This window comes from Leclercia sp. CFBP8987 (assembly GCF_034044995.2).
GTDB lineage: Bacteria > Pseudomonadota > Gammaproteobacteria > Enterobacterales > Enterobacteriaceae > Enterobacter > Enterobacter tamurae.
Map to the genome: position 1 here is coordinate 4203883 of NZ_CM188255.1, position 21148 is coordinate 4225030.

Consider the following 21148-nt stretch of genomic DNA (forward strand, 5'->3'; position numbering starts at 1 on the left):
TTAGATATATCAAATTAAAGGAAAATCCTATGCGACAGGCACACGAAGGCGGCGGACGCCGTCAGCGCTTTTTTGGTCACGGTGAGTTAAGGCTGGTGATTCTGGACCTCCTGACCCGCAATGCCAGCCACGGTTATGAGCTGATTAAAGAGATCGAAAGCATGACCCAGGGAAACTACACGCCGAGCCCCGGAGTGATCTATCCGACGCTGGATTTTTTGCAGGATCAGGCATTTATCACCATCACCGAAGAAGAGAGCGGGCGCAAACAGATTGCCATCACCGTAGCCGGGCAGCGCTGGCTGGATGAGAACCTGGAGCAGCTTGAGAACATTCAGGCGCGCATCAAAGCACGCTGCGTAGGTTTCCAGCTGCGTAAAAACCCGCAGATGAAGCGGGCTATCGACAATTTTAAAGCGGTGCTGGATTTGAAGGTCAATCAGGAAGGATTGAGCGACGCGCAGCTGAAACAGATTATTGCGGTTATTGACCGCGCGTCGCTGGAGATCAATCAGCTGGATTAAGCAGTAACTTCCCCGCGCACGCGGAACACTTTCACCAGATCTTTCAGGTTCAGCGCCTGCTCGTTCAGGGATGAGGCCGCCGCAACAGACTCCTCCACCAGAGCGGAGTTCTGTTGAGTGGTGGAGTCAATCAGGCCAATCGCGCTGTTGATCTGCGAGATCCCCTCCGTCTGCTCATGGCTGGCCTGGCGGATCTCGCGCAGGATCACATCCATCTCCTCGACGTTACCCACCATGCCGTTAATCAGCCCGCTGGCTTTTTCCACCAGCGCCATCCCGTCCTGGGTCTGGCTGGTTGAGCTTTCAATCAGCTGGCGAATTTCACTGGCCGAGGTGGCGCTTTTCTGCGCCAGCTGGCGAACTTCACCGGCCACTACCGCAAAGCCGCGGCCGTGTTCACCCGCGCGTGCCGCCTCTACCGCCGCGTTCAGCGCCAGAATATTGGTCTGGAAGGCGATGGAGTCGATCAGGTTGATGATGTCGGACATCCGGTTGGAGGTCTCGTTAATCAGGCGCATTTTGCTGGTGACCTGCTTCATCATCTCGCCGTTGTTTTTCACCACTTTGGCCGCATCCGCGGAGAGACTGGTGGCTTCACCGGTATGTGACGCGGTGTTTTTTACCGTCGCGGTGATCTGCTCCATCGATGCCGCCGTTTGTTCCACCGAGCTGGCCTGCTCTTCGGTTCGCGCCGCCAGGTCCTGGTTGCCCGCCACAATCTGCGCCGCCGCGGTGGAGATATTTTCCGAACCGAACTGCACCTGCTGCACAATCTCCAGCAGACGGTTTTTCATCTCCATCAGCGCAGTAAGCAGCTGACCGGTTTCGTCTTTACCGTGGGAGGCGATGCTCCCGGTGAGATCGCCATCGGCAATCGACTGAGCAAAATCGACCGCCTGGCCCAGCGGACGGGTAATTGAGCGCACGATAAACCATCCCATCAGGCTGCCCACCACCACGCTGAACAGGGTGATCAGGATCAGCAGCAGACGGTTGCTTCTGAAGTCGCCGTCCACCTCCACGCCTGCGCGTTGCATCTGCTTATTCTGAATGGTAATCAGCTCCTGCACTTTTGCCTTATAGGCCTGCTGCAGGCTGAGGGTGTTGGTCATCATCTCCTGAATCGCACCCGCCCGATCGTTGCTCTGCACCGCCTGCAGGATCCGATAGCGGGAGTCGAGATATTGCTGGCGCACGCCGCGAATATCGGTCAGCACCTGCTGGGACGCCTTGTCCTGCAGGGCGTTGTTCAGATCGCCGAGGATCAGGGTAATGCGCTCGCTGATGGTCTTCAGCTTCTGCTCTGACTGCTCCCGGTATTGGCCCTGGTCATCCAGCAACATCAGCTGCTGGGTGCTAATAAATTCCTGGAAGTTTTCGATTAACTGATTCGCTTTTACCGTTGTCGGATAATCGTTGCTGATAATGGATTGCATCCCGTTATTCGCCCGGTTAAGGCTCAACAGAGATAAACTCGCACTTATCCCCATCAGGACAATAAAGAACCCAAACGCCAGAAATAATTTTGTGCCGATCTTTACATCATGTAAGAACATATTTACTCCATCATTGTGATCATTTATCAGACGATCAGCGTTATCGGTAACTTTCACGCTAACTTTATGAGTTTGATCGCTTTTTTATTAAAGAAATCAGGCAATGGATAGGCGCAGACTATTAATTACGTCTCATCGATCGTTACGTAACCACCGGAGAGGTGTTTGTGACAGAGCATCGGGGAAAACTGACTTAGGCAGGGATAATTAACTGAGGCGGTTTATTTAGTTATTTAATATTACATTAACAGTAACCGATAAAAATAATCACAAATAAAGCCGTTCACCCTGTCAGGAGCAAACGGCCTTTTCGGAACCTTACTGACTCAATGGAGCACGGTAACGGCATCTTCCAGACGTTTAGCCCGGTGCTTCACCATCGCCGAGACCTGGGCGCTGGTTTCGACCAGCGCCGCGTTTTTCTGGGTAATGGAATCCAGTTCGGCTACCGCGCGGGTCAGCTCCGACAGGCCGGAGGCCTGCTCGGACGTAGACTGGCTGATCTCGGCGATCAGCCGGGTAACGTTCTGCACCTTCTCCACAATGTCATCCATCGTGCGTCCGGCGGCATGCACCTGCTCGGAACCGGACATCACCTTGCTGGCGCTGGCGTCGATCAGCTTGCGGATATCGTTGGCGGCACTGGCGCTGCGGCTGGCCAGATGGCGCACTTCCCCGGCCACCACCGCAAAGCCTTTCCCCTGCTCGCCCGCCCTTGCCGCTTCCACTGCCGCGTTCAGCGCCAGGATGTTGGTCTGGAAGGCGATATCGTTAATCAGCTTGGTGATCGAGCCGATACGCTGGGTGCTGTCGGCAATTTCGTCCATGGTGTTGACCACGGTCTGCATCGCGTGTCCGCCCTGCGTGGCGGCGTCGCTGGCGGCGATGGAGAGCTTATCGGCGTCCACGGCGGTGCGGGTGTTGTTCTGCACCGTCATCGCCAGCTGGTTCATGGTCTCCACGGTCTGCTTCACGTTCGACACCGTCTGATGGGTGCGATCGTTGAGGTCGTCATTCCCCTTCGCCAGCTGGTCGCTGCCGTCGCGCACGTTGATGACCTGGCTGGAGACATCATTGATCAGCCAGCGGCACATCAGGCCGAGCTGCCCGACCGCGCGCAGGGTCAGCCCCAGTTCGTCGCTGCGGTTAAGATGCTCAACGCTGTTGCGTTCGCCTGTCGCTACCTTCAGCGCCTGACGGGCCACGTTCTCGACCGGGCGCACAATCTGCTGCTCAAACAGCAGGGTTCCCAGCAGCATCACCAGCGCGCTGACTCCCATTGCTGCCCAGCTCGCCCCGGTGGCGAACAGCGCACCCGCCAGCACCAGGAACAGCGCGGCCATCACGCTGCGTACCCGCCAGCGCAGCGGCATCGCGGGCAGTTTGCCGGTCCAGCCTTTCGCCACCACCAGCCCTTTGTGCACCCGCTTTTTACTGCGGCCTTCGTTGAGTGCTTTATATAAAGGCTCGACGGCGGCAATCTCCTCCGGCGTGGCTTTCACGCGGATGGACATGTACCCGGTGGTCTGGCCGTTGCGCACCATCGGCACGGCGTTAGCGCGTACCCAGTAGTGATCGCCATTTTTACGCAGGTTTTTCACGATGCCGCTCCAGGGCTCACCCTGCTGCAGGGTGTACCACATGTCGGCAAAGGCGGCTTTTGGCATATCAGGGTGGCGAACGAGATTGTGCGGCTGACCCACCAGCTCGCCCAGGGAGTAACCACTCACCTGGACAAAGGTGTCATTGGCCTGGGTAATGTAGCTGTGCAGATCGGTGGTGGACATCAGGGTGGTGTCATCTTTCAGTGGGTATTCACACTGTGTGACACATTGTTGAGGCGACATAGGCATCCCTTGCAGGTTACTTGAATGTTATTTTTTGGGCGTAACGTTTTTTCGGCGTTAACGAATTTATCTTTAGTTGTTAAACATGCTCGAGATCGCAAAACGGGACTAAACCGCATTTTTTGTGTGTTTTTATAATCTATTGATATTAAATGGTTTCGCACCGAAACTACCCCCAAAGGAGGATCGCTCCCTCCGCCCGCCCGGCAACCGATCGCACTAAAACAGGGCGAATGCACTGCAAACGCGCATTCTGCTGTGGGAAAATCCCGATGCGTTGCCGCCGGAATTGCGTTTCGCATGATTAAATATTGTGTAACATTATTTTAACCTGGCGTTTATCCCGATTTTTGCCCCCTCACCGGAAGTGGCGCAAAGCCTGCAATACTTAATCCAGTATCATGTGATACGCCATTCCCGGGAGCACATCTTGAACAGGTTACCCTCCAGCGCATCGGCTCTTGCCTGTACCGCGCACGCACTGAATCTCATTGAGAAGCGAACGCTTGATCATGAGGAGATGAAACAACTTAACCGCGAGGTGATTGATTACTTCAAAGAGCATGTGAATCCCGGGTTTTTGGAATACAGAAAATCGGTAACAGCAGGCGGGGATTACGGAGCCGTAGAGTGGCAGGCGGGAAGTCTTAATACGCTTGTCGACACCCAGGGACAGGAGTTTGTAGATTGCCTGGGTGGATTTGGTATTTTCAACGTGGGGCACCGTAATCCAGTTGTGGTTTCCGCCGTACAAAATCAGCTTGCAAAACAACCCCTTCATAGCCAGGAACTGCTGGATCCCCTGCGGGCGATGCTGGCAAAAACGCTGGCGGCACTGACGCCGGGTAAACTCAAATACAGCTTCTTCTGTAACAGCGGCACGGAATCGGTCGAAGCGGCGATCAAACTCGCCAAAGCGTACCAGTCGCCGCGCGGGAAATTCACCTTTATTGCCACCAGCGGCGCCTTCCACGGCAAGTCGTTAGGTGCCCTCTCTGCCACGGCGAAATCAGCCTTCCGTAAGCCGTTTATGCCGCTGCTGCCGGGCTTCCGCCACGTGCCGTTCGGCGACATCAACGCCATGCGCTCCGCGCTGTCCGAATGCCGTAAAACCGGCGACGACGTGGCGGCGGTGATCCTTGAGCCTATCCAGGGCGAAGGCGGGGTGATCCTGCCGCCAGTGGGCTATCTGCCTGCGGTACGTAAGCTGTGCGATGAGTTTGGCGCACTGCTGATCCTGGATGAAGTGCAGACCGGGATGGGGCGTACCGGCAAGATGTTTGCCTGCGAGCACGAGAACGTGCAGCCGGACATCCTGTGCCTGGCCAAAGCGCTGGGCGGCGGCGTGATGCCGATTGGTGCCACCGTCGCCACCGAGGAGGTGTTCTCGGTGCTGTTCGACAATCCTTTCCTGCATACCACTACCTTTGGGGGTAACCCCCTGGCCTGTGCCGCCGCGCTGGCCACCATCAACGTGCTGCTGGAGCAGAACCTGCCCGCCCAGGCGGAGCAGAAAGGCGACATGCTGCTGGATGGCTTCCGCCAGCTCGGGCGTGAATACCCGGACCTGGTACAGGATGCGCGCGGCAAAGGGATGCTGATGGCGATTGAGTTTGTCGATAACGAAACCGGCTACAGCTTCGCGAGCGAGATGTTCCGCCAGCGGGTGCTGGTAGCGGGAACGCTCAACAACTCGAAGACCATCCGCATTGAACCGCCGCTGACGCTGACCATCGAGCAGTGTGAGCTGGTGCTGAAAGCAGCCCGGATGGCGCTGGCGGCACTGCGGGTGAGTGTGACCGAAGCGTAAAACACGCCGGGCGGCGCGATGCTTGCCCGGCATCTCACATGTTACCGGTGAAACTCCGCCACCGTCATGGTGAACCGCAGCATACTCTCCCCATGGTTTGCATAGCTGTGCGCGGCTTCGGTTTTCGCCACCGCCGATGCCCCGGCCACCACCTGCGTGATGCTCTCATCTACCTTCAGGGTCAACACCCCCGCTTCCACGTGGAGCAGCTCAAAGGTACCTGCCGGATGGCCGGGCGAGCTGAAGCTTTCTCCCGGCTGCATCTCCCAGCGCCAGAGCTCGATCATATCCGGGCCCGCGGTGCCCGCCAGTAGCCGGGCGCTGCCGCCCTTCTCGCCGTGCCACAGCACCGGGATCGCCGCTTCCTCGATAACATGCACCAGCGGCTCGCTGGCGACGTTGACGATGTCCGCCACCGACACACCCAGTGCTGCCGCCAGCTTGCAGAGGATCGCAATGCTGGGATTCGCGGCCCCTTTTTCGATCTCCACCAGCATCCCTTTGCTGACGCTGGCCCGGCGCGACAGCTCATCCAGGGACAACTTTTTCTCTTTCCGCCAGTTGCGGATACGGTTCGCGACCGCCAGGCTTACCTGGGCCACGTCTGCGCCCTGCGCAGTCATTATATTGACTTTATCGGTCACTGGTCATTACCATGGTCTAAAACAGTCGATACAGGATTATTTATGTCCCTCCTCACGCCGTCAATAGATCCGCGCCTGGCCGGGATCGCCCCGGGTTTCCGCGCACTGAGCATAGTGGTCGACGCTGCGCCCATTACCGCTCCCGAAGTGGCCCCTGCTGCGTTAGCCCAAGCCTGCCAGCAGATGTTAAACGATGATTTTGCTTGGGCCGAGGCCCACCTCGCCGCCTGGGATGAGGCGTTTAAAGCCTTCGGCGCTAAACCGAAACGTACCCCCTGCTCCGCCAGCGCCCTGCGCAAGCGGGTGCTGAAAGACGGCACGCTGCCGCCGCTCGATCCGGTGGTGGATATCTACAATGCGATCAGCATCCGCTACGCCATTCCGGTGGGCGGAGAAAACCTCGCCGCCTACACCGGGGCACCGCGGCTGACGCTGGCCGACGGCAGCGAGCCTTTTGATACCTTTAAAGAGGGTCAACCCAGCGTGGAGTATCCCGATGCGGGCGAGGTTATCTGGCGGGATGACGTGGGAGTGACCTGCCGACGCTGGAACTGGCGACAGGGAGTGCGCACCCGGCTGGACAGTCAGGCGCAGACCATGTGGTTTATTCTCGAAAGCCTGCCCGCCATGCCGTTATCGGCGCTGGAAGCGGCCGGGGAGGAGCTGGTCAACAACCTGCAGCGGTTGATGCCGGGGGCCACGGCGCGGGTTCAGCTGCTGGCGCTGGCCTGAAAAACGCCGGGCGGCGCTGCGCTTGCCCGGCCTACAAAACCCAATTCCGCTATATATGCTACGCCGGCATCAACCCGACAAAACAGCGTTTTTTACGCGGCTCCGACATCAGGTCCTCAAGCTTCTCGACGCACGCCAGATAGTGCGGGGTCTGCTTGTGGGCCTGCACCGCCTCCTCATCCTTGTACGCCTCATAGATAAAGAACCGGGTTTTCACCCGCGGGTCCTGCAGCACGTCGAACCGCAGGTTGCCTGGCTCCTGGATCGCCCCTTCGTGGTGTAGTGTACTACCAGCAGGTCAAGAAACTGAGTATCCGTGAAACGGCAGATGCGACAGGGTACAGCCCCTCCCAGATATGCCGCATTCAGGCACTACACCGGCAATCAGAAACGGGTAATTTTGGTTAAGTTGTGATTGTTGTATGATGCCAGTGAGGATAACCGCTTATATATTGAGGGATTAATGATGGCAAGAGCACTGGCCTGTCTTGGTGATAAAACGAGTTACGGAGAAATCATTTCAGCGACTGCGTCCTGGTTTGAAGGAAGTAAAGCAATAGCCCGGACCGGCGACAAGGCATCATGCTGCAAATGCAACGGGTATTTTGAAATCCTTGCCTCCGCACATGACTGGGCAGAAGAAGGCAAAGCGTATGTTGCCACAGGTGACAGGGTGCTGTGCCGTTGCCCCGATCACTATGTTTACGGTTCAGCCACGCAGTCTACCAGCACAGGTACTGGCTCTCTGACCTCCCGCAATACCAGTCAGTCGCCTGTACTGGCGCAGCAGGCACAGGATTCCGGTGCCCGGAACTGTATTCGCTTTCAGTGCGCCGGTGACGATGGCCAGCTAATGGCTGGTTGCCGCTACACTCTGATGTTCCCGGACGGACGTTCTGAAGCTGGTGTTACCGATGAACAAGGGGTTACCGGATGGCATTATGCTGAATCGGCAAACGATATCAGCCTGCATATTCTTACGGACTGAGGAAAGCATGTATGTCTGACAACAGATGGAGCGGTGTACACGGTAAATACTCCGGACTTGATGGCGATAAAACGTCAACAGGAGCAGTCTGCTATGCAGGAAGTCAGGGCTGGTCAGTGAACGGAAGGCGAAAGCTTTACGTGGGTGATAAAACGTCACCCTGCCCGAAATGCGGGCAGCCTGGCGTGATTGCTTCAGGCGATCTCCGGCAGACCAACCCACAGGGGCGGGCCGTTGCCGTCGATGGTTCACCAGTACGCTGCGGGTGTGCGACCGGAACGAACTTCGTTATTGCGGCGGGAAATCCGTCAACGGCCAAAATTGTCAGTGCACAGAGCCAGTCCGGGCAACAACCTTCTTCACGCAACACCCTTCGTTTTCAGTGTGCTGATGATGATGGCCAGCTGATGGTGGATTGCCGGTATGTTCTGATGTTCCCGGACGGGCATACGGAAACGGGGAATACGGATAACCAGGGGATGACAGCGTGGCATTATGCTGAATCCGCTGAAAATATTAACCTGCATATATTAATGGATTAATTATGGCTGTTTACCATCTCAGTACCCGTATTAACTCTAATGTACCGGCTGATTCTTTGCTGTATGACCTGTGTATTTATCGCATGGATTCCAGCAGGAATAAATCCCCCTTGGTGAATGTGAAGCAACAGCCGTTTCTGGGGAATTATGAAACACAGAGTCACATGACCGGAAATATAAATGAGTCACTCTCGATAATTTATATTATGGAAATGAAGCTTTACCGAAAAACCATGTTGCATACGCACTGTGTAACGCCTGTTCCGTTCACTAAAATGTACACGCTGGAAGAACTTGCATCAGGTAAAGCCTGGTCTCCGGTGAAGCGGGAGAACCCCTGCTATTTTGAATCAAGAGGGACAATGAAGCCTGAGAGTCAGGGTGGCGAAACAAAACAAATTAAAATCACCATCCCGGAACGACCATTTATTGCGAAAGAATACCCCATTGGTAACCCCAGAGACCCTTTTGATAAAAATTTAATAGAACGTCAAATAGATGAAAGATTTAACGGATTTGATTTCCCTAATCAAATAGCAGCAAGTGTATGTGGACCTGCTGCATTTTATTACTGTCTGCAAAAGGATCGCCCTGATGTGTATGCGCAAGCTGCCCGTGAACTTTGGAGGTACGGGAAAACTAAAATAGGTGACTTAATCATCTCACCTGGTGAAGGTTGCCGACACCCAACAGGTACATTTTACTTTGATGACGGCAGGCCAAAGATAGCCGGTACTGACTGGATGACGCTGGCCGGGCTAAGGGATTCAAAAAATACTGTGCTGAGCTTTGATGCTCTTGATTCTCCAGTGGCGGGGATCACAATGTGGCAAACACTGACGGAATGGTTTGAAAAGGCCGGTTATGAAATAGTTTTTAGTAATGTAGGGATCACTCAGGCAGGTGTTCAGGGAATCAGAGATTTAAATAAGTATGTAGAGCAAGGTTATAAAGTCGTGACATTAATAAATGATGGACTTCTTGAAGGTAGTACAAATCCCACAACATTACCTACGCACTGGGTTGTATGGGATGGTTCTGTAACGCAAGGTGATAATGGATATGTTAGTTTGAAATTATTTTCTTGGGGGAAAACAAGAAACTGGATAAAGCCTAAAAGAGATCTGCAATTTTTCATTAACAGATTTTTTGGAGGAATGGTATTTAAACCATTGAAATAAAAATGAGAAGAACATTTTTTATTTTATCTTTGCTTTTATTATCCGCCTGTTCGTTACAGGCAGAATTTACTCCAGAAGGAGAAACTCTTCATGACGCAACTGTTGGGGCACCCTATTATAACCAAATAAATATATTTGGTGGAATAGTTCTTTCTTATGATATTTATGGTAAGCAAGTCATTGCAGGAGATATTTATCCAGATAATTTAGGTCTCCACCTACAGTATTGTGATGATAATGAATTCAATAATTGCATTCAGATTAGGGGGACACCAACAAAAGCAGGTATAGCTAAAGTACGAATACATGGCGGCTTAGGTGGCGGAATGCTTTCAAAATCAGGAGATTTCGACAAAACCTATACTATCACGATCAAAGATTAAGAAGGATCTTCTTAAGATCGTTTTAGAGAAGATCTTAGCATCGCTCATCAAGGTACGAGAATCCGCTCAGAGAGCGGTTTTCTCGCACCTGAGTGGTTAAGACGTACAATAATCTTCGATATCCAAACTGACCCCGAATTTTGCGGCCTGGTGCCCGGTGGCGCCACCAGACCGCACCATCCCTACGCCGGCATCAACCCAACAAAACAGCGTTTTTTACGCGGCTCCGACATCAGGTCCTCAAGCTTCTCGACGCACGCCAGATAGTGCGGGGTCTGCTTGTGGGCCTGCACCGCCTCCTCATCCTTGTACGCCTCATAGATAAAGAACCGGGTTTTTACCCGCGGGTCCTGCAGCACGTCGAACCGCAGGTTGCCTGGCTCCTGGATCGCCCCTTCGTGATTGGCGCGAAACACCTCCAGAAACTCGTCCACCCGGTCCGGCTTAATGTTGATCTCCACTAAGGTCACGTTCATTGCACTTCTCCTTGTTTTTCCTCCTGCCAGAACTGGTACGCCTCGCGGGCGCTCATCTTCTCGTGCACCACCTTCTTCACAGCCTTCAGCATCGCCAGCGGCGCGCTGGACTGGAAGATGTTCCGTCCCATATCGACACCCGACGCGCCCTGGTCGATGGCGCGGAAACACATCTCCAGAGCCTCGTGTTCCGGCAGCTTTTTGCCCCCGGCGATAACAATCGGCACCGGGCAGCTGGCGGTCACTTTCTCGAATCCCTCTTCGACAAAATAGGTTTTGACGAACTGGGCCCCCATCTCGGCGGCGATGCGGCTGGCAAGCGAGAAGTAGCGCGCATCCCGGGCCATCTCCTTGCCGACCCCGGTCACCGCCAGGGTCGGGATGCCGTAACGATTGCCCGCATCCACCAGCTTGATGATGTTATTGATCGACTGGTGTTCATACTCGCTGCCGATATAGACCTGCGCCGCCACCGCGCAGACGTTCAGGCGCAGGGCATCTTCCATCGCCACCGCCACGCACTCGTTGGAGAGCTCCCCGAGCATCGAATTCCCCCCGGAGGCGCGTAGCACCACCGGCTTGTTGGTGGCGGGCGGTACGGTGCTGCGCAGAATACCGCGGGTACACATCAGCACGTCGGTTTCAGCGAACAGCGGCGCAATGGAGAGATCGATGCGCTCCAGCCCGGTGGTCGGCCCCTGGAAATAACCATGATCGAAGGCCAGCATCACCGTGCGGTTGCTGGCGGGGTTGAAGATCCGCGCCAGCCGCGACTGCATTCCCCAGTCCAGCGCCCCGCACCCCTTCAGAGTAAAAGGCACGTTCTGCTGCGGTCGGTCGATGCCAAAGTTCTTACCTTCTTTGATGTCGTCTAAATCAGCCATGTTCCCCCCTGTCAGAAGTCGTAGTTGTTGATGTTCTCTTTGGTGAACACCACCCGCTCCGGCAGCAGCACGATGCCATTGCCTTTCGCTTCATACTGATAGCCCTGGACGCTGTTCGGCTCGACCTTCAGCGTGCCGATATCCTTCACTTCCACGCTGTCGCCGACGTTAAGATCGCCTTTTTTCAGCAAACGATCGGCGACATTGACCGCAATTTTGCCCTGTTGCACTACATCCCACAGACCAAAGGCTTTCACCGTGCCGCGCTCCACGTACGGACGCATCACGTTCGGGGTGCTGAAGCCGACGATCGCCACCCCTTCACGCTTCAGGTTTTCTGCCGCCTGGGCCGCCGCAGGCAGGGCGTTGGCGTCCGGGGCGATGATCGCATCCAGATCCGGGTACGCTTTTAAGATCCCTTCGGCGGTCTGCAGGGATTTGGTGGCATCGTTATAGCCAAACTGGGTGGTGACGATCTGCCACTCGGGGTGCTCTTTGGCGATTTTGGCTTTCGCCGCGTTCACCCACTGGTTCTGATCGGTTACGGTGGGGCTGGAGTAGAAGAAGGCCACTTTGGCAGCCGGTTTGGTGACCTGCTTCGAGGCCATATCCACCAGCAGGCCGCCGAGCTGTTCCGGGGTGCCCTGGTTGATGTAGATGCTGCGGCACTCCGGTTTGGTGTCGGAATCCCAGGTCAGGACTTTCACCCCGCGCTGCATGGCGCGCTTCAACGCCGGACAGAGCCCATCCGGCGACACCGCCGAGACGATAATGGCGTTATAGCCCTGGTTGACGAAGTTATTGATCAGCTGCACCTGCCCGGAGACGCTCGGCTCGGTCGGGCCGTCGTAGGTGACCTCCGCCCCCAGCGCTTTACCCGCCTCTTTCGCGCCGTTGCCGCCGCTGGTAAAGAAGCCGACCCCTACCAGTTTCGGGATAAACGCGATGCGATCCGCCGCCTGCGCCGTCGCCACGCTTAACGCCACGGCCAGCACCATCAGTTTTATTTTCATCATACGCTCCGGGTATTTTTTGTGAGAAGAGACCGCACCCATTCACGATGCAGACTCAGCGAACGCCCCATCACCACCACAACCAGCAGCGCCCCTGACAGCGCGCTCGACACCTGATTGGGGATGCCAACCATCTGTAACCCCTGCTGCAGATACCCCACCAGCAATGCCGCCAGCGCCGTACCCAATACCGAACCTGAACCGCCGTAGATATTCGCCCCGCCGAGCACCGCCGCGGTGAGCGCAGGCATCAGCAGGTCACGCCCTAAATCGGAACGCGCCGAACCGAAATAGGAGACCATCACCAGAGCGGCAATCGCCGAGGCGACGCCCACCAGGCCATACAGCGCATAGGGCATGCCGTTCACCGACAGGGCCGCATAGCGTGCCGCGCGCGGGTTCTGCCCAATCAGAAACAGGTGGCGGCCAAAGCGCCCGCGGTGGACGATCAGCCAGAAGAAGAAAGTAATACATGCGAACAGCACCAGCGGGATCGGCAGGCCGAGAACCGTGAGGTTGGCAAAGGCGGTGAAGCTCTCCGGGAAGCCGCCAATGCCTTCGTAGCCGGTCGCCCCGGCCATCCCCGACAGCAGCAGCGCTCCGCCGCCGTACAGGTAGAGCGTGCCGAGGGTGATCACCAGCGGACTGATGCCGGTGTAGTGGATCAGTGCCGCGTTAAACAGGCCGCACAGCAGCCCGAGCAGCAGGGTTAGCGGGACCGCCGCCACCATCGGCACACCGGACTGCATCATCACCCCCAGGGCGATGGCGCACAGGCCGATGGTCGAGCCCAGCGAGATGTCGATCCCGCCGCTGATAATCACCAGAGTCAGCGGCAGGGCCACGATGCCGATGCAGATAAAATCGCTGGTGCTGAACAGCAGCATGTTGATGTCGAGCATCCGCGGATTGAGGGTGCCAAACAGCAGGATCTCCAGCACCAGTAACAGCAGCAGCGCCCACTCCCAGTTAAGCTTCATCTACGCCACCTCTTTGTTGCGTTTGCGAAACGGGGTGACGTGCTTCCCCCCTTTGTTGCCCGGCTGGAAACGGCTGTACTTCAGCGCCCGCTGATGACGCGCCAGCGCCTGGCGCAGCCGTCCATCGAGCACCAGCACCCCCAGCAGCACGAGGCCAGCGATAAAGTCGTTCCACCAGGCCGGGAGACGGAACAGCACCAGCACGGTGTCGATCTGAGTCAGGAAGAAGGCCCCCAGCAGCGCGCCGATTAAGGTCCCGGTGCCGCCGAGCAGGGAGATGCCCCCCAGCACGCAGGCGGCGATGGCTTTCATCTCCAGCCCGCTGCCGGTCTGGTTCGGCACGAAGCCGATCTGCGCGGCGAAGACGATCCCGGCGCAGGCCGCCAGCACGCCGTTAAGGGTGAAGGCCGCCATCCGGGTGCGGTTGACCGCCACGCCCAGCTGACGGGCGGCGGCGAGGTTATCCCCGACGGCGTAAAAATCCCGGCCAAAGGCGGTGCGCGACAGGATCCACGCCCCGAGAGCGGCGATCGCCAGCACCACCATCCCCAGCGGCGAGATGCCGAGCGCCACCGGCTCCGACAGCGCTTTCAGGCTCACCGGCAGGCCCTCGATCCACTTCCCGCCGGTCCAGAGCAGCATCACCCCGCGCCACAGCCCCAGCGTGCCGAGGGTGGCGACAATCGCCGGAATGCGCAGCCCCACCACCAGCAGGCCGTTGAAGGCCCCCGCCAGTGCACCGATCGCCAGCGCAAACAGGATCGCCACCGGCAGGCCGTAGCCGTTGTTCAGCGCTACCCCCACGGCGATGGCGCACAGCCCGACAATCGAGCCGACCGAGACGTCGATATTGCGGGTCAGCATCACCAGCCCGGCGCCGAGCGCCAGCAGGATCAGGATCTGCGAACTGGCAAAGATCATCCCCAGGGTCTGCAGGCTAAGGTAGGCCGGGTTAAGCGCCACCAGCACCACAAACAGGGCCAGGATCGCCAGCAGCGCGCTGAGCTCGCGGTTTTTCAGGAGTGTTTTCATGCCTGTCCTCCAAAGGCCAGGGCCATCATGCGGTCAAGGCTGACGGCGTGGCGCGGCAGTTCCCCGCTGAGCACCCCCTGATGCATCACCAGCACCCGATCCGCCAGACCCGGGAACTCATCCATGTCGCTGGAGATCATCAGCACCGCCACGTTTTGCGCCGCCACGCTTTTGATCAGCTGATAGATATCGGCCCGGGCCGAGACGTCCACCCCGCGGGTCGGCTCATCGACGATCAGCAGCAGCGGATTGGCCTCCAGGCAGCGAGCCAGTAGCACCTTCTGCTGATTGCCCCCCGACAGGGTGCGCACGGTCTGATCCGGACCGTTGAGTTTGATCCCCAGCGCCCGGTGATAACGCTCCACCACCGCCGCCTCGCGTTTGCGCTGCTGCCAGAGCGAGGGTTCATTCAGGGCCACCGTGTTCCAGCGGACCGGCGCATCAAGAAACAGGCCGGATACCTGCCTGTCCTCCGGGAGATAGACCAGCCCCTTCTCCAGCCGGGCACTGACCGGATCGCTGTCGATCTGCTGGTTTTCGAGCCAGATCTTGCCCCCACGTGGCGGGCGCAGGCCGTACAGGGTTTCGGCAAACTCGGTGCGCCCGGAACCCACCAGCCCGGCCAGGCCGACGATCTCCCCGGCGTAGATCTCAAGATCCAGATCGATAAAGCCCTCCCCGGTGAGGCTCTCCACCCGCAGGACCGGGAAATCCTGGGCCTGGGTGCGGCGATTACCCGGCAGCGCCAGCCACAGCTTTTGCGTGTCGCTCAGCCCCTGTTCGCGGCTGACCGGGGTCATGGCGGCGATCAGCGCGTTATCATCAAACTGCGCGGTTTCACCGCTCAGGACGATCGCTCCGTCGCGCATCACCGAGACGTGGCTGGCGAGCTGGCGGATTTCGGGCAGCTTGTGGGAGATAAAGACGATGCCAACCCCCGCGGCCTGTAAGGCGCGGATCTGGCGGAACAGGCGTTCGGTTTCACCCGGCGTCAGCGAGGCGGTGGGCTCATCGAGGATCAGGATCTTCGCCTCGCGCATCAGCCCGCGCAGGATCTCCACCATCTGCTGATCCGCCACTTCAAGCGTGCTGGCGGCAGCCTCTAAATTGAGTTGGCACTGGAGCTGCTCCAGCTTATCGGCCAGCCGTCGGGCGATATCCTGCCCGCGCGGCAGACGGAAGAGAATGTTTTCCCGCACGCTGAGGTTCGGGAACAGCATCGGCTCCTGGGGCACCAGATAGATACCAAGCTGGTGCGCCTGGCCCGGTTTCAGGCGAGCAAAAGGCTGCCCGGCGATAGAAAGTTCACCGCGATCAGGCGTTTCAACTCCGGCGACGATCTTCATCAGGGTCGATTTTCCCGCGCCGTTGCCGCCCATCAGGGCGTGTACCTGTCCCGCAAGCAGAGTGAAATCAATGTTTTTCAGTACAGGAACGCCGGAAAACTGCTTCTGGATCCCGCGCGCCTCGATAAGTGCTGTCATTATCGCTCCGCTATTGAACAAATGATTTTTGAAATTAATAATGTTCAAAAGCGTAGACGGTGAACTATATTTACAACCGTGCAGGGATCACAGTTTGATGGATATGATCCCGATAATGCAGAAACATTCCGGAATATCCGTTTTGCCGTGTGGCTCACACATTCAACCTGCGGCAGAGCGAACATATGATCTAAATTTTTATAAGAGTTCAAATATGGCTGAGAAACGCGTTGCCGAAGAGGGACGATTTGCCGGACTGGCACTAACGGAAGAGGAACTGGTGGCGCGCGTGGCGTGGTGCTACTACCACGACGGCCTGACGCAGAACGATATCGGCGAGCGGCTGGGATTGCCGCGGCTCAAGATTTCGCGGCTGCTGGAGAAGGGTCGGCAGTCCGGGGTGATCCGGGTGCAGATCAACTCCCGCTACGAGGGCTGTCTGGCGCTGGAGACCGCACTCCAGCAGCGCTTCGGCCTGCGGCTGGCCCGCGTGCTGCCAGCCCTGAACACCCCGCCGATGAGCGTGCGTTTAGGCATTGGTGCCGCGCAGTCGTTGATGGGGGTGCTGGAACCCGGCCAACTGCTGGCGGTGGGATTTGGTGAAACCACCATGAGCTGCATTCAGCACTTAAGCGGCTTTATCAGCTCCCAGCAGGTGCGGCTGGTGACGCTTTCCGGCGGTGTCGGGCCCTATATGACCGGCATCGGCCAGCTGGATGCCGCCTGCAGCATCAGCATGATCCCTGCCCCGCTGCGGGTTTCATCTGCGGAAGTGGCCGGGATCTTAAAGCGGGAAACCAGCGTGCGGGATGTGATCCTCGCCGCCACCGCCGCCGATGTGGCAGTGGTCGGGATTGGCTCGGTGAATCAGCGCCGGGACGCCACTATCCTGCGCTCCGGCTATATCAGCGAAGGCGAGCAGCTGATGTTTGCCCGTAAAGGGGCGGTGGGGGATATCCTCGGTTATTTCCTTAACGCCAACGGCGAACGGGTAGAGGAGCTGGAGATCCACCGGGAATTACTTGGCGTCACCCTCGATGAACTGGCGCAGTTGCCGGTCATCGTCGGCGTCGCCGGAGGGGAAGAGAAAGCCGATGCGATTTATGCCGCACTGAACGGTCGCCGTATCAATGGCCTGGTGACGGAAGAGACGACAGCCCGCGCGGTGCTGGCTCTGGCAAAATAAGAGCCTGTCTGCCCTGCGCTTACGATGAGGCAAGCTCATGAGTTACCTTTTAGCGTTAGATGCAGGGACGGGAAGCGTTCGCGCCGTTATTTTCGATTTGCTGGGCAACCAGGTCGCCGTCGGCCAGGCGGAGTGGAAACACCTGAGCGTGGAGAACGTCCCCGGCTCGATGGAGTTTGACCTCGACACCAACTGGCGGCTGGCCTGCCAGTGTATTCACCAGGCGCTGGAGCGGGCGCAGCTGAGCCCGGCGGCTATCCAGTCCGTCGCCTGCTGCTCGATGCGGGAAGGGATCGTCCTCTACGACCGCAACGGCGACGCCATCTGGGCCTGCGCCAACGTTGATGCCCGTGCCAGCCGCGAAGTGGCCGAGCTGAAAGAGATCCACGACTTCCGCTTTGAATCCGAAGTGTATGACGTCTCCGGCCAGACCCTGGCCCTGAGCGCCATGCCGCGCCTGCTGTGGCTGGCGCACCATCGCCCGGATATCTACCGCAACGCGGCCACCATCACCATGATCAGCGACTGGCTGGCGGCGAAGCTCTCCGGCGAGCTGGCGGTGGATCCGTCCAACGCGGGCACCACCGGCATGTTAGATCTCTTCTCCCGCGACTGGCGTCCGGCGCTGCTGGACATGGCCGGACTGCGCGCCGATATTCTCTCCCCGGTAAAAGAGACCGGCACCCTGCTCGGGGCAGTGACCCGGGAGGCGGCGCAGCAGAGCGGCCTGCGGGAAGGCACCCCGGTGGTGATGGGCGGTGGCGACGTGCAGTTGGGCTGCCTGGGGCTGGGGGTGGTGCGCGCCGGGCAGACCGCGGTGCTGGGGGGGACCTTCTGGCAGCAGGTGGTCAACCTGCCGCAGGTGCGCACCGATCCGCAGATGAACATCCGTGTAAACCCGCACGTGATCCCCGGCATGGCCCAGGCGGAGTCGATCAGCTTCTTCACCGGACTGACCATGCGCTGGTTCCGCGACGCCTTCTGCGCGGAAGAAAAACTGATTGCCGGGCGGATGGGGATGGACACCTACGCCCTGATGGAGGAGATGGCCAGCCGGGTGCCGGCGGGCTCCCACGGGGTGATGCCGATCTTCTCCGACGCGATGCACTTTAAGCAGTGGTATCACGCCGCGCCGTCGTTTATTAACCTCTCCATCGACCCGGAAAAATGCAATAAAGCTACCCTGTTCCGGGCACTTGAGGAGAACGCAGCGATCGTCTCCGCCTGTAACCTGGCGCAGATATCGCAATTTTCCGGGGTGAATTTTGACGGTCTGGTGTTTGCCGGCGGCGGCGCGAAAGGGGCGCTGTGGAGCCAGATATTAAGCGACGTCACCGGCCTGCCGGTACGGGTGCCGGAGGTGAAAGAGGCCACCGCCCTGGGCTGCGCCATTGCCGCGGGAACCGGTGCCGGACTGTATAGCGACATGGCCGCGACGGGCGAGAAACTGGTGAAGTGGAGTCGGGAGTTTACGCCGAACCCGGCGCACCGGGAGCTGTACGACGGCATGATGCAGAAGTGGCAGGCGGTGTATGCCGATCAGCTGGGGCTGGTGGACAGCGGGCTGACCACCTCGATGTGGCAGGCTCCGGGGCTGGTGCGGTCATCCCCCTCACCCCGGCCCTCTCCCCAAAGGGGCGAGGGAGAAACCCCGATGGAGCCAATCCTGTAAGACCGCACCTGACTGTTCCCTCTCCCCTATGGGGAGAGGGTTAGGGTGAGGGGTGCCTTTTCTTGAGATCTATCACAATCATTCAATCCCGCTTTTACCTTTCTCCCGCCGCTGGCTAAATTAGTAACTCATCCGACCACATAACAATAATTTTACACTGGAAGCGTTTATGAGCCACTACCCGTCGCTGTTCGCCCCCCTTGATCTGGGGTTCACCACGCTCAAAAACCGTGTGTTAATGGGCTCGATGCATACCGGTCTTGAAGAGCGTCCGGACGGTGCCGAGCGGCTGGCCGCGTTCTACGCCGAACGCGCCCGTCACGGGGTGGCGCTGATTGTCACCGGCGGCGTGGCCCCTGCCCTTTCTGGCGTCGGGATGGAGGGCGGCGCGGTGCTGAACGATGTGGCACAACTGCCCCATCACCGGATCGTGACTGATGCGGTACACAACGAGGGCGGCAAAATTGCCCTGCAGATTCTGCATACCGGGCGCTACAGCTATCAGCCGAACCTCGTGGCACCGTCGGCGATCCAGGCGCCGATCAACCGCTTTACGCCCCACGCCCTCACCCACGATGAAATCCTCACGCTGATTGACGACTTCGCCCGCTGCGCCGCCCTGGCGCGGGAAGCGGGCTACGACGGCGTGGAGGTGATGGGCTCCGAAGGCTATCTGATCAACGAATTCCTCGCCGCGCGCACCAACCAGCGCGAGGACGAATGGGGCGGGGATTATGCCCGCCGGATGCGTTTTGCGGTTGAAGTGGTGCGCGCGGTGCGCGAGCGCGTCGGGAGCGATTTTATCATCGTCTATCGCCTGTCGATGCTCGACCTGGTGGAGGGCGGCGGCACCTTCGAGGAGACCGTCCAGCTGGCGCAGGCCATTGAAGCGGCGGGGGCAACCATCATCAACACCGGGATCGGCTGGCACGAGGCGCGGATCCCAACTATCGCCACCCCGGTGCCGCGCGCGGCGTTCAGCTGGGTGACGCGCCGGCTGAAAGGCAAGGTGTCGATCCCGCTGGTGACCACCAACCGCATTAACGATCCCCAGGTGGCGGACGATCTGCTGGCCAACGGCGACGCGGATATGGTGTCGATGGCGCGGCCATTCCTCGCCGATGCGGAGATCCTCTCCAAAGCGCAAAGCGGACGTGCGGATGAGATCAACACCTGCATCGGCTGTAACCAGGCCTGTCTGGATCAGATCTTCGTCGGCAAAGTGACCTCCTGCCTGGTCAATCCGCGCGCCTGCCATGAAACCAGAATGCCGGTGGTGCCAGCGGTAACGAAAAAACGGCTGGCGGTGGTGGGCGCAGGCCCGGCGGGGCTGGCGTTTGCGGTGAATGCCGCGTCGCGCGGGCACAGCGTGACGCTGTTTGATGCGCTGCCTGAGATCGGCGGGCAGTTTAATATCGCCAAACAGATCCCGGGCAAGGAGGAGTTTTACGAGACGCTGCGCTATTACGCGCGGATGATCGACCTCACCGGGGTCGATCTGCGCCTTAACCAGTGGGTCTCCGCGCAGGATCTGATCGACTTTGACGAGACGATCCTTGCCAGCGGGATCGCCCCGCGCACGCCTGCGATCGACGGCATCGATCATCCGAAGGTAATGAGTTATCTCGAGGTGCTGCGCGACAAAAAACCGGTGGGCGATCGGGTGGCGATTATCGGCTGCGGCGGGATCGGGTTTGATACCGCCATGTACCTGAGCCAGTCGGGGGAACCCACCAGCCAGAACATTACGGAATTCTGCGAGGAGTGGGGCATCGACACCAGCCTGAATCAGGTCGGCGGTTTGCGTCCGGAGGGGCCGCAACTGCCAAAAAGCCCGCGCCAGATCGTGATGCTCCAGCGTAAGGCCAGCAAACCGGGGGAAGGACTGGGGAAAACCACCGGCTGGATCCACCGCGCCACCCTGCTCTCGCGCGGCGTGAAGATGATCCCGGGGGTGAGTTATCAGAAGATCGATGACGAGGGGTTACACGTATTGATCAATGGCGAGCCGCAGCTGCTGCGCGTCGATCATGTGATTTTATGTGCCGGGCAGGAGCCGAAGCGCGATCTGGCGGAGCCACTGCGCGACGCGGGCAAAACGGTGCATCTGATTGGCGGGTGCGACGTGGCGATGGAGCTGGATGCCCGGCGGGCGATTGCCCAGGGGACGAAATTAGCGTTGGAAATTTAACGGCATTGCCGGGCGGCGAGGTA

General features: G+C 58.5%; 19 protein-coding genes and 2 pseudogenes. 11 read left to right on the forward strand and 10 right to left on the reverse strand.

From position 1 onward, the window contains the following. Positions 1-29: 29 nt before the first annotated feature. Complete coding sequence (locus SOM40_RS20165) at positions 30-524, forward strand: PadR family transcriptional regulator (RefSeq protein ID WP_313824271.1); 495 nt, start codon at positions 30-32, stop codon at positions 522-524. Here SOM40_RS20165 and SOM40_RS20170 read toward each other — a convergent pair. After that, entirely contained in the window at positions 521-2080 is a 1560-nt protein-coding gene (locus tag SOM40_RS20170) for a methyl-accepting chemotaxis protein (RefSeq protein ID WP_320531013.1), read from the reverse strand. The genes SOM40_RS20165 and SOM40_RS20170 overlap by 4 nt on opposite strands. A 326-nt stretch (positions 2081-2406) precedes the next feature. Continuing rightward, a complete protein-coding gene (locus tag SOM40_RS20175; protein WP_106994746.1) occupies positions 2407-3927 on the reverse strand; it encodes a methyl-accepting chemotaxis protein in 1521 nt (506 codons plus the stop codon). A gap of 430 nt (positions 3928-4357) precedes the next feature. On the opposite strand from SOM40_RS20175, the gene ygjG reads away from it, so the two are divergent. Further along, complete coding sequence (gene ygjG / locus SOM40_RS20180) at positions 4358-5737, forward strand: putrescine aminotransferase (RefSeq protein ID WP_181247302.1); 1380 nt, start codon at positions 4358-4360, stop codon at positions 5735-5737. Positions 5738-5778: 41 nt separating this feature from the next. Here the strand turns inward: ygjG and SOM40_RS20185 are convergent, their stop codons facing one another. After that, positions 5779-6360, reverse strand: coding sequence for a helix-turn-helix domain-containing protein (locus SOM40_RS20185; protein WP_370635204.1), 582 nt, complete (start codon positions 6358-6360; stop codon positions 5779-5781). Positions 6361-6423: 63 nt separating this feature from the next. Between SOM40_RS20185 and SOM40_RS20190 the strand changes: the two genes are divergently transcribed. Beyond that, positions 6424-7113 carry a B3/B4 domain-containing protein gene (locus tag SOM40_RS20190; RefSeq protein ID WP_320531012.1) on the forward strand — a complete coding sequence of 230 codons (690 nt, stop codon included), beginning with the start codon at positions 6424-6426 and terminating at the stop codon, positions 7111-7113. 58 nt (positions 7114-7171) lie between these two features. Here SOM40_RS20190 and SOM40_RS20195 read toward each other — a convergent pair. Then, positions 7172-7393 (reverse strand): annotated as a pseudogene (locus SOM40_RS20195) (antibiotic biosynthesis monooxygenase); the annotation flags it as partial. Between SOM40_RS20195 and SOM40_RS20200 the strand changes: the two are divergent. From SOM40_RS20200 to SOM40_RS20220, 5 genes and pseudogenes are all read left to right on the forward strand, one after another. Then, a pseudogene (locus SOM40_RS20200) lies at positions 7393-7521 on the forward strand (recombinase family protein); the annotation flags it as partial. The pseudogenes SOM40_RS20195 and SOM40_RS20200 overlap by 1 nt on opposite strands. Before the next feature lie 58 nt (positions 7522-7579). Further along, the gene (locus SOM40_RS20205) at positions 7580-8101 is read left to right on the forward strand and encodes a PAAR domain-containing protein (RefSeq protein WP_320531160.1); all 522 of its coding nucleotides are present in this window, start codon (positions 7580-7582) and stop codon (positions 8099-8101) included. Positions 8102-8112: 11 nt separating this feature from the next. Continuing rightward, positions 8113-8643 carry a PAAR domain-containing protein gene (locus tag SOM40_RS20210; protein ID WP_320531159.1) on the forward strand — a complete coding sequence of 177 codons (531 nt, stop codon included), beginning with the start codon at positions 8113-8115 and terminating at the stop codon, positions 8641-8643. Positions 8644-8645: 2 nt separating this feature from the next. Further along, complete coding sequence (locus SOM40_RS20215) at positions 8646-9824, forward strand: hypothetical protein (RefSeq protein ID WP_320531158.1); 1179 nt, start codon at positions 8646-8648, stop codon at positions 9822-9824. A 2-nt stretch (positions 9825-9826) separates the two neighbouring features. Beyond that, on the forward strand, positions 9827-10207 hold the full coding sequence (locus SOM40_RS20220) for a hypothetical protein (protein WP_320531157.1): 381 nt from the start codon (positions 9827-9829) through the stop codon (positions 10205-10207). Positions 10208-10389: 182 nt separating this feature from the next. On the opposite strand, the gene lsrG is transcribed toward SOM40_RS20220, so the two are convergent. The 6 genes from lsrG to lsrA are packed head-to-tail and all read right to left on the reverse strand — an operon-like array spanning position 10390 to position 16076. Then, positions 10390-10683 (reverse strand): (4S)-4-hydroxy-5-phosphonooxypentane-2,3-dione isomerase, encoded by a 294-nt coding sequence (gene lsrG / locus SOM40_RS20225; RefSeq protein ID WP_166184135.1) that lies wholly within the window; start codon positions 10681-10683, stop codon positions 10390-10392. Beyond that, positions 10680-11567: a 3-hydroxy-5-phosphonooxypentane-2,4-dione thiolase gene (gene lsrF, locus SOM40_RS20230; protein WP_261644849.1), complete on the reverse strand. Its 888-nt coding sequence runs from the start codon at positions 11565-11567 to the stop codon at positions 10680-10682. Before lsrF ends, lsrG begins: the two co-directional genes overlap by 4 nt. A gap of 11 nt (positions 11568-11578) precedes the next feature. Then, positions 11579-12580: an autoinducer 2 ABC transporter substrate-binding protein LsrB gene (gene lsrB, locus SOM40_RS20235; RefSeq protein WP_106994752.1), complete on the reverse strand. Its 1002-nt coding sequence runs from the start codon at positions 12578-12580 to the stop codon at positions 11579-11581. Beyond that, positions 12580-13560, reverse strand: coding sequence for an autoinducer 2 ABC transporter permease LsrD (lsrD, locus tag SOM40_RS20240; protein ID WP_313824269.1), 981 nt, complete (start codon positions 13558-13560; stop codon positions 12580-12582). The genes lsrB and lsrD overlap by 1 nt, the downstream gene beginning before the upstream one ends. Continuing rightward, positions 13561-14592 (reverse strand): autoinducer 2 ABC transporter permease LsrC, encoded by a 1032-nt coding sequence (gene lsrC / locus SOM40_RS20245; RefSeq protein ID WP_106994754.1) that lies wholly within the window; start codon positions 14590-14592, stop codon positions 13561-13563. Further along, positions 14589-16076, reverse strand: coding sequence for an autoinducer 2 ABC transporter ATP-binding protein LsrA (lsrA, locus tag SOM40_RS20250; RefSeq protein WP_262672151.1), 1488 nt, complete (start codon positions 16074-16076; stop codon positions 14589-14591). The genes lsrC and lsrA overlap by 4 nt, the downstream gene beginning before the upstream one ends. A gap of 214 nt (positions 16077-16290) precedes the next feature. Between lsrA and lsrR the strand changes: the two genes are divergently transcribed. The 3 genes from lsrR (at position 16291) to SOM40_RS20265 (ending at position 21125) form a co-directional block, all read left to right on the forward strand. After that, positions 16291-17262: a transcriptional regulator LsrR gene (lsrR, locus tag SOM40_RS20255; RefSeq protein WP_320531156.1), complete on the forward strand. Its 972-nt coding sequence runs from the start codon at positions 16291-16293 to the stop codon at positions 17260-17262. A gap of 37 nt (positions 17263-17299) precedes the next feature. Beyond that, positions 17300-18934 carry an autoinducer-2 kinase gene (gene lsrK / locus SOM40_RS20260; protein WP_320531155.1) on the forward strand — a complete coding sequence of 545 codons (1635 nt, stop codon included), beginning with the start codon at positions 17300-17302 and terminating at the stop codon, positions 18932-18934. A gap of 169 nt (positions 18935-19103) precedes the next feature. Further along, positions 19104-21125 (forward strand): oxidoreductase, encoded by a 2022-nt coding sequence (locus SOM40_RS20265; protein ID WP_312189095.1) that lies wholly within the window; start codon positions 19104-19106, stop codon positions 21123-21125. Positions 21126-21148: the final 23 nt, after the last annotated feature.

Excerpts from the sequence above, each read along its gene's own strand:
- SOM40_RS20165 (WP_313824271.1), top strand. The coding sequence starts at position 30 with ATGCGACAGGCACACGAAGGCGGCGGACGCCGTCAGCGCTTTTTTGGT.
- SOM40_RS20190 (WP_320531012.1), top strand. The coding sequence starts at position 6,424 with ATGTCCCTCCTCACGCCGTCAATAGATCCGCGCCTGGCCGGGATCGCC.
- SOM40_RS20185 (WP_370635204.1), bottom strand. The coding sequence starts at position 6,360 with ATGACTGCGCAGGGCGCAGACGTGGCCCAGGTAAGCCTGGCGGTCGCG.
- lsrR (WP_320531156.1), top strand. The coding sequence starts at position 16,291 with ATGGCTGAGAAACGCGTTGCCGAAGAGGGACGATTTGCCGGACTGGCA.
- lsrA (WP_262672151.1), bottom strand. The coding sequence starts at position 16,076 with ATGACAGCACTTATCGAGGCGCGCGGGATCCAGAAGCAGTTTTCCGGC.
- lsrC (WP_106994754.1), bottom strand. The coding sequence starts at position 14,592 with ATGAAAACACTCCTGAAAAACCGCGAGCTCAGCGCGCTGCTGGCGATC.
- lsrD (WP_313824269.1), bottom strand. The coding sequence starts at position 13,560 with ATGAAGCTTAACTGGGAGTGGGCGCTGCTGCTGTTACTGGTGCTGGAG.
- SOM40_RS20170 (WP_320531013.1), bottom strand. The coding sequence starts at position 2,080 with ATGTTCTTACATGATGTAAAGATCGGCACAAAATTATTTCTGGCGTTT.
- SOM40_RS20265 (WP_312189095.1), top strand. The coding sequence starts at position 19,104 with ATGAGCCACTACCCGTCGCTGTTCGCCCCCCTTGATCTGGGGTTCACC.
- lsrK (WP_320531155.1), top strand. The coding sequence starts at position 17,300 with ATGAGTTACCTTTTAGCGTTAGATGCAGGGACGGGAAGCGTTCGCGCC.
- SOM40_RS20205 (WP_320531160.1), top strand. The coding sequence starts at position 7,580 with ATGGCAAGAGCACTGGCCTGTCTTGGTGATAAAACGAGTTACGGAGAA.
- lsrB (WP_106994752.1), bottom strand. The coding sequence starts at position 12,580 with ATGAAAATAAAACTGATGGTGCTGGCCGTGGCGTTAAGCGTGGCGACG.
- SOM40_RS20220 (WP_320531157.1), top strand. The coding sequence starts at position 9,827 with ATGAGAAGAACATTTTTTATTTTATCTTTGCTTTTATTATCCGCCTGT.
- SOM40_RS20215 (WP_320531158.1), top strand. The coding sequence starts at position 8,646 with ATGGCTGTTTACCATCTCAGTACCCGTATTAACTCTAATGTACCGGCT.
- lsrF (WP_261644849.1), bottom strand. The coding sequence starts at position 11,567 with ATGGCTGATTTAGACGACATCAAAGAAGGTAAGAACTTTGGCATCGAC.
- lsrG (WP_166184135.1), bottom strand. The coding sequence starts at position 10,683 with ATGAACGTGACCTTAGTGGAGATCAACATTAAGCCGGACCGGGTGGAC.
- SOM40_RS20210 (WP_320531159.1), top strand. The coding sequence starts at position 8,113 with ATGTCTGACAACAGATGGAGCGGTGTACACGGTAAATACTCCGGACTT.
- SOM40_RS20175 (WP_106994746.1), bottom strand. The coding sequence starts at position 3,927 with ATGTCGCCTCAACAATGTGTCACACAGTGTGAATACCCACTGAAAGAT.